General features: G+C 39.7%; 5 protein-coding genes. All 5 read left to right on the top strand.

The genetic code is table 11. From position 1 onward, the window contains the following. Positions 1-310 precede the first annotated feature (310 nt). From cas10 to MICAI_RS02890, 5 genes are read left to right on the top strand one after another with little or no spacing between them, the layout of a single operon-like run. Positions 311-3,286, top strand: coding sequence for a type III-B CRISPR-associated protein Cas10/Cmr2 (cas10, locus tag MICAI_RS02870; RefSeq protein ID WP_232306112.1), 2,976 nt, complete (start codon positions 311-313; stop codon positions 3,284-3,286). Positions 3,287-3,292: 6 nt separating this feature from the next. Continuing rightward, a complete protein-coding gene (locus tag MICAI_RS02875) occupies positions 3,293-4,534 on the top strand; it encodes a type III-B CRISPR module-associated Cmr3 family protein (protein WP_008197471.1) in 1,242 nt (413 codons plus the stop codon). Further along, complete coding sequence (cmr4, locus tag MICAI_RS02880; RefSeq protein ID WP_008197473.1) at positions 4,531-5,448, top strand: type III-B CRISPR module RAMP protein Cmr4; 918 nt, start codon at positions 4,531-4,533, stop codon at positions 5,446-5,448. The genes MICAI_RS02875 and cmr4 overlap by 4 nt, the downstream gene beginning before the upstream one ends. Beyond that, entirely contained in the window at positions 5,445-5,840 is a 396-nt protein-coding gene (locus MICAI_RS02885; protein WP_008197475.1) for a hypothetical protein, read from the top strand. Before cmr4 ends, MICAI_RS02885 begins: the two co-directional genes overlap by 4 nt. Beyond that, positions 5,837-7,723, top strand: a complete 1,887-nt coding sequence (locus tag MICAI_RS02890) for an RAMP superfamily CRISPR-associated protein (RefSeq protein ID WP_008197477.1) — start codon at positions 5,837-5,839, stop codon at positions 7,721-7,723. Before MICAI_RS02885 ends, MICAI_RS02890 begins: the two co-directional genes overlap by 4 nt. The last annotated feature ends 39 nt before the right edge of the window (positions 7,724-7,762 follow it).

Below are 7,762 nucleotides of genomic sequence, written 5' to 3' on the forward strand. Positions count from 1 at the left end.
CTAACAGGGGGACAAGAAGGCTAAAATTCATATATCGTAAGCTTTTCATGGTTTTAGCTCGAAAAAGTTCGCCGCACCATCTCTCACTTATTAATAATAATTCCTAGTAAGCTCGCTCCTATCCCTAATTCTTTCGTTAGTTTTTTGCCTAGAATCGCTCGATCTATTTCTAGCGAGAGAAGCCAGAAGCCTTTGTTGGCAAGTTTTCTAGCTCGCTTGTCCCCCTGTCAGTATAGTTAATCAATTATTTTGCTTAACTATCTTTGTTTTCGTGATAAAGTTTAAAGAGAGGCCTTAGCAATTTATGATTATGCCAGAATCAGAGTCCCCTATTAATTCAAAAAATTTCTATTCTCGTAAACTTTGTGCCTTGCTAGAAGACAAATCTATTTTGCAACAATTACAGTCTATTCACCCAGAAGAGTTACCCCTGCAAATAGCTAGTTCATCTGATCGCGTTAATCTAGGAGAGGCTCAAGGCACTAATATTAATAGCGTGAAACATCCCATCAGTGGACAAACTCGAAATATTACTTCACAAGACTTAAGACCAGAAATTCCCGCAGAAATTACCTCAGAAACGGATATAGAAAAACTATTTTGGTGGTTTTGGCGATTTTATCCCGAACTCATCCGACAAAACCAGAATGATTTTTTCCTCTATCCTGCTCACAGCATCCTTCCTGATTGTCCCCTACATAGCTACAAAAGTACAGTTTCCGCTCTAGTTGGGGCGATGTATCCCGAACATTGGCAAGAAGGAGGTAAATCCCAACATCCTTATCTTTTTCTCTTTACCTTCTCCCCAGTACAAGAATTTATCAAAGCATCCCGAAAATTTGTCGATTTTTGGGCAGGTTCCTATCTACTGCACTATCTCAGTGTTAAACTCTGTTGGTATATTGCCGAAACTTATGGGTCTGATGCTGTGATTACTCCTTCTCTTTGGAGTCAAGAAATTATCGATGCTTTAATTATTAAAAAATATCCAGATTTTGCGGCTAATTTTGCTTCTTTTCAAGACGGAACATCTCCAGTTGGTAGATTTGATAATGGCATCTCTACAAGTTTAAGTACGGCTGGATTTCCTAATGTGATTATGGCTTTAGTTCCTGGTAAAGAAGCAGCTAGAGAATTGGGAGAGAAATTAAAAAAATGTTTAATAAAAGAATGGTCAGAGATTGCCAAAAAAGTTAGGGAAGATATCAAAAAACGAACCCTAGAGTTTCTTAAAGATACTAAAAATCAGCAGAAAATAGATGAAATATTATTAAAGGAGTTTTTAAGCGAACAAGAAATATGTAAACGAGATTTAAAAAAATGGCAGATAGGACATCATGGTAGTTGTTGGGAGTGGAATAAACTCTGGGAAGCACAAATAGACAAAACTTGGGAAACTTACTGGACTGCAATGCCTCTAGGCAATCCAGAGCAGCCATTAACTATTAATCCCACAGAGGAAAATTATCAGCAATGGAAACAAGCTCAAAATGCGATCGCCCCTCCTCATTTAGCTGAATCTCTACCTACAACAGCCGAAGAAAACCTTTACGAACAGATAAATACTGGTACTTGGTGGGGGGCATTACAAGCTCGTTTGGGACAGTCTATTCAAGCCGTAAAAAATACTCGCACTTGGGCAATTCCTACAGCACCTGGGGAACGTTCCACTTTATCGGGTCAGTTTAGCGCAGTTCATCCCCAATTACATTATCATGGGCAGTTTAAAAATGGAGGTGGACTTTCGGCTCGATCAATGGGTCTATTTTGGCGATTAATGGCTGAAGTTTATCCAGGGTTATTTAATGGCTCAGAAAAATTGAATGCGATCGAATTAACAAAACGCATGGCTTGGCGATATGGGGGAGTTGCTGAATCTTTGGGAATTAATCTAGGGCAAGAAGATGATACTAACTATGATAATTTAATTCGGTTTCCCAATTTAAGTTCTATTGCTGCTGCAAGATTTGCTTACGAAGATTTTAAAAAAGGAGGACAAAAAACACGCAACTATTGGAATTGTCTTAACACACTTATTAACCAACAATTACCTAACAAAGCAGACACTTTTGCCTCCCGTACTCGTGGTCGTCCTTATCAGATATCAAAAGTTGATCGGCAAATTAATCCAGAAAATAGGAATGGACAGAATTTTAATGGAGTCATGTTTTCCAGTAAATGGTTAGCTGATGACATGAATTGTAACGCTCAAGAAACAGCAACATTAAGAAGTTTAGTTGAAGAAGCGCATAAAAAAGCAAAATTTGGCGAAGGAAGTCCAGCCGATTGGTGGGTAATTGTCCTCGGTGATGGGGATGGGATGGGGAAATATGTCTCTGGGTCAAAATTAAAGAAATACAAAGAGTATTTAATCACAGATGCGATCGCAGAAAATGTCAAAAATCATCAAGATTATCCAGATTTACTAGCAACGCAAAAACGCATGGGGCCAGCAACCCATGTCGGGTTAAATCGCGCCTTATTAGACTTTTCTAATCGCTTAGTACCCTACCTTACGGAAGAACGTTATTGTGGTAAAGTCGTCTATAGTGGCGGTGATGATGTGATGGCAGTGTTACCTCTAGCAGATTTACCGGGATATTTGCGATCGCTTCGTGCTGCTTGGTGTGCTGACCCAGATCCAGAAAGAGAATTCAGCACAGAGGGGGGTTACTGGACTCCTAAACAATCTCTGCAAGGATTACAAAAACGTCCCTATTTTACGATGGGAGATGGGGCAACCATGAGTCTAGGCATTGTTATCGCTCATAAAAGTGTACCTCTTCCTACCGTATTAGAAAGCCTGTGGACGGCTGAAAAAGACCGTGCTAAAAAGTTATATGGAAAAGATGGACTCTGTTTTCGGGTGATTTATGGTTCGGGTAATACTTTAGAAGCCTTGATGAAAGGGGAGTTATTAGACTTATGGTGGAATTTTATGCAGTATGATCAGCAAGATTTGAGTGCGTTGTTCTATCGATTAGCCGAAGAATTACCCCGTCATGCTTGTGTTACTGAAAGCGATCGCCTATTGAGAAAAGCTGCACAAGTGATCATCAACCGTCGAGATCAAACACTAGAGTCTCATATTCAAGAAAACTTGCTAAATTGGTTGGATCAGTGGGAAAACTGGGCTTATCAAACCTATAATCAAGTAAATAAAAATAAAACTGAAAAAGAAGTCCCTTTAGGTACGACCGAAAAGGATTTAGCTAATCTTTTGCGGTTTAGTGCTTTCTGGAATGACAAAAGGATGCAACAAATGAAATGGGGAGAAACGGAGTAATAAACTATGGGTGAACAGCAAATGTATTGGTATGAGATCGCTCCTTTAGATGTATTGTTATTTCGGGAAGCTAAACCTTTTAGTCCAGGGGAGAGTGCTTGGGCAAAAGGACTATTTCCCCCGTTTCCCAGTACAGTTTTTCAAGCATTGCGCTCGACTTTATCCAAAGATGTCAAAGATTTAGATTTTATAGGCCCATTTCTCTTAAGTCCCCAAGATAGATTATGTTTTCCCACTCCTAAGGATTTAGTTGCAGTGAGTTGGAGCAAAAAGAGTCAGCCAAAAGATGAGGAAACAAAAGAAGAGGAAAGAGAAGAAGATAATTTAGAAAAGCAAGCCCCCGAATGGCATCGAACTTTACGTCTTCAACCTGTTGATCGAACAGATAAAGCTTGGGAACATTTGTTGTTCGACGAGGCGGGATTAGCTCCAATGGTAGCTCCTTTTAGAGAGCTAGTTGAAGAAGAGAACAGAAGAGAATTTTTCTGTCGTCCCTATCCTTGGATTACAGCAGAAGCTTTAAGCGAATATCTACAAGGAAAAGAACTTAAAGATCCTACACAATTTCAGGATGATCCTTGGAATGTGCAGATTATGCCTCATATTCAAATGCAAGCGGATAAGCGACAAGTAAAAGATGAAGATGGCTATTTTACTGAAGTAGCGATTCGTCTTAAACCAGGTTGGCGATTAGTAGCGGGAATTAGTATAAAGTTAGGGGAAACAGTAGTACGGTTGGGAGGAGAAGGACATCGGGCGATTGTCATCCCATTTACTTTGTCCGATGCTGATCAAACACTGCTTAATCCTAAGACCAATACAACAGGTGATTTTGCTTATTTACTCACCCCCGGACTAGCGGTTAAGGAGGAAGCCGTTTATGGCGTTTATCCCTGTGATTGGCAACCCATCTTAGCAGGATGTGTCAGCGATCGTCCTTTATTGTGGGGTGGTGTTTCTCAAATTAGGCGCAAGTTAGTTATTTCCTTTGGTAAAGAGAATCAGGAGCGCACAGCTTCGCAGATTTCTTCGGGATCATCATCCCCTAACTCAGAAGCAAAAGGAGATGAGGAATTTGCTTTATTGCCACAACGAGCCTTTGTTCCACCTGGGACTGTCTATATCTTTAACCAGATTCCATCTGAAACTGAGGCACTCTTACCTAAACCTGAATCGACGGGGAATTGGTTAACCAGTTTTCAAAAACTCAACTATGGTAAATTATTATGGGGTAATACACCATTATGAATACTTATTTAACATATCTATATCTGCTGACCCCTTTACACACGGGCGGAAGTGCTGATGAGGGCAATTTAATGGGAATCGCCCGCGAAGTCCATACCGAGTTTCCCTATCTTCCTGCTTCCTCCTTGAGAGGTAAAATTCGCTCTGCCTTAGAACCGAGCAATCCTCAAAGTGAAGAAGAAAAAGCATTAGCAAAAGAAGTCTCTCAGTTTTTCGGTCAAAAAATCAAAGATGGACAACAACCCACAGAAGGAGAAGTTTGGTTTGCTGAGGCAACTCTCCTGTTTTTTCCGATCGCATCCTTAAGTCATCACTTAGTCTGGATTACCTGTCCTCTCTGGCTAGAACGTTGGAATCGTTGGTTGAAAAATTCCCCTTTAACTCAATTAATTCAAAACTGTCGAGAGCAAATTACAGAAGCAAGACCAGCTTTAGTTAGCTTTACACCCGAACCCCTTTACTTGCAAACTGCAATTCTGCAACAAAATGCCCTAGGGCAACTAAATACTAATGATTCTAATAGCCTCTCACAATCTCTTCAAAATCTTACTAATGCTAATGGGATGATTAATCAGCTTCTGAAAAAGCTAGTCATTGTGGATGATGAAGACTGTATTGCTTTGGTAGAAACGGGATTGCAGCGAGAAGTGCGCGTTGCTCTTAATGAAGGCGAAAAAACTGTTAAAGGTGGTTCTTTTCGCTCGGAAGAAGCCATTCCCCCTGAAACTGTACTTTTCTTTCCTTGGGGAATGAAACCTGTCAAACAAACCGAAAATACTCAGAATATTCGAGCAAAAACTAGCGAATTACTTAAAAATAAACTACAATTTGGAGGTCTAGAAGGATTAGGTCGCGGTTGGTGCGATCTAAAAACAATTGAAACTACTGAAACTACTACAGGAAGCCAAAAATGAAATTAGATTCGCGTCAATTTAGCAAACAAGCACATAACGCTTTAGTTGAAATAAAAAGTGAGTTAGCAGTAAATTACCACAAAAAAGCTAGTGGATTAGTTCAAGGATTAAGCACTTATATATCTACTTGGGGATTGCATCGACTTAGTGGAGATATGCAAAAATTTCTCGGTGGAACTGCCGAAGATACACGCTATAAAGGGAAAGTTTATCAAAAATTTCTTACTAAGCTCAAAGAGTTTAGCGGGGCAGATTTTGATGTTAATGATCAAGGCACATTAATTCATATGCCTTTAAGAAAATATACCGCCCTCAATCACTTGGCAATTAAATTAGCAAAAGAGTGGTCTTTTTGGTCGCCAGCAGTCTTAGGAGAGGCAGAACAATCATGACGGCACAACAAGAATGGCAGAAATTTTTGAAAAAACTCCAAAAAGATAAAAATCCTCTTTATGACTTGTATAAAGATAGTCAGTTAGAAATAGGTACAGAAATAACTATTTATTTTTCTGACGAAGAAGCGAAAAAAAAAGCAAGTGCTAAATGGCAGAAATTACAAGCCAAGTTTCCGCCACACTGGAAAAATCAAAAGATTAATTTCAAAGTTGGACAGTTAGCCCCTTCCTCCATTACTGCAATGACAAGATCGACAGCAAGAACAAATAATCCAACCAGTCGGAAATTAACCAGTCCTCTACAAGCACTGAATCATCGATTATTTAATAATAATGACACAGCTAAACCAGTTCTAATAGAAGCGGCGGCGGCGGATAAAACTTGTCAGTCTTTATACCAACAATTAACTGAGAAAACTAAACGATTAGCTGATGAAACTCTGACTGTTGAATTCATCTGGAGGCTGCGTGTAGGAGGAATGCGCGGTTTTCAGGAGTTACTTCTTCCTGTATTTCATCCAGTCTATGGTGTACCTTATATCCCTTCTAGTAGTTTAAAAGGTGTAGTAAGAGCTTGGGCAAGACAACATCGACCAGAAGCTGAGGTAAATCGACTTCTGGGGAAACTAGAAGATGGTATCGGTTGCGTTCAATTTCTTGATGCTTTTCCCACTGCACCTTGTTTGACTGTAGATATCGCTAATCCTCAATGGAGTTGGGAAAATAACCGAGTATGCTATCAACCTGTCCCCCATTATCTGTTGTCAATGGAAGAACCTGAGATTTTAATTGGGTTGACTCGTACCAGCAGAGGTAAATTAGAAGATGTCAGCAAAGTCAAAGATTGGTTACAAATAGCTTTATCAGCAGGAATTGGTTCGCGGGTTAGTGCGGGGTATGGTAGAACATCTGTTGCTTCTAGTTTGTCTCATCACTCTTCCCATGCTTTTAAATTATGGACGCAAGGGATATATGGCGCAAATCCTCCCGCTAAAGATAATCAATATCAGGGAAATAATGAATTTCGTCCCGTAGCAGTGCGAGGGATGCTGCGTTATTGGTTTCGTGCAGTAGGATTAAGTATTTATTCACCGCAGCAATGTAAAGATTTAGAAGGTAGGTTATTTGGTACTATTGAACCGCAAGCTCAAGAAGGACTAATTCGTATTTCTGTAGATTGGAAAGAGGAAAAAGGTGATCGCAATCGTCCTTATTTTTGTGAAGGTAATATTCTACTAGAAGCTAAAAATCAGGATGCTCTCAACTTAGCAGAAAAGTTATTGCAATTATCTTCTCATTTAGCAGGAATTGGGAGAGGATCGAGACGATCATTGCATTGGAATAATCCAATAGGATTAAGGGGATGCCATTGGGAAGTTGACACTAAAAAACTACCTCGTAATCAAGAACTATGGCAGCAGTTTCTTAGAGAGGTAAAAGATTCTTTACTTGCCCTACAGTCTGCCATAGGAGATCCTGCTAATTGTCCTCCCGGAAATCCTGGCAATCGCTCTCAAGATGTTTTGAATAGTCAGGCTCAAATTTATTTAATTTCTTGTCCTAGTTTAAAATATCCTGGAACTGTCAATAATTGGCAAAACGAAGGATTAAGGTCAGAAGTACGGGGAAAAGGGTTGGATTTCCTTTATAGTAGTGGCTTTAAAGGTGTCAATCAAAAAGGAAATGGAAATGCTAATGTTGGCGGACGAATCAGCCGACAAGGAGAAACTGCTTCTACACCTTCTTATGTGCTAATTAAATCTAATTTTCCCCCACAACAGGAACCTTATCAAACAGTAACAATTTTTGGAGTTAACCAGCGTGATCGCGCTACATTTATTCAACAATTAAACTCATTAAACCCTATGCAAATTCAGTGAACTAGCCCGATGCCAACCAACTCAGAGATTTTTTAAAAA

Origin of the sequence: Microcystis sp. T1-4 (assembly GCF_000297435.1) — a bacterium.
Taxonomy (GTDB): Bacteria; Cyanobacteriota; Cyanobacteriia; order Cyanobacteriales; family Microcystaceae; genus Microcystis.

Coding starts and splice junctions, on each gene's coding strand:
- cas10 (WP_232306112.1), top strand. CDS start 311: ATGCCAGAATCAGAGTCCCCTATTAATTCAAAAAATTTCTATTCTCGT.
- MICAI_RS02875 (WP_008197471.1), top strand. CDS start 3,293: ATGGGTGAACAGCAAATGTATTGGTATGAGATCGCTCCTTTAGATGTA.
- cmr4 (WP_008197473.1), top strand. CDS start 4,531: ATGAATACTTATTTAACATATCTATATCTGCTGACCCCTTTACACACG.
- MICAI_RS02885 (WP_008197475.1), top strand. CDS start 5,445: ATGAAATTAGATTCGCGTCAATTTAGCAAACAAGCACATAACGCTTTA.
- MICAI_RS02890 (WP_008197477.1), top strand. CDS start 5,837: ATGACGGCACAACAAGAATGGCAGAAATTTTTGAAAAAACTCCAAAAA.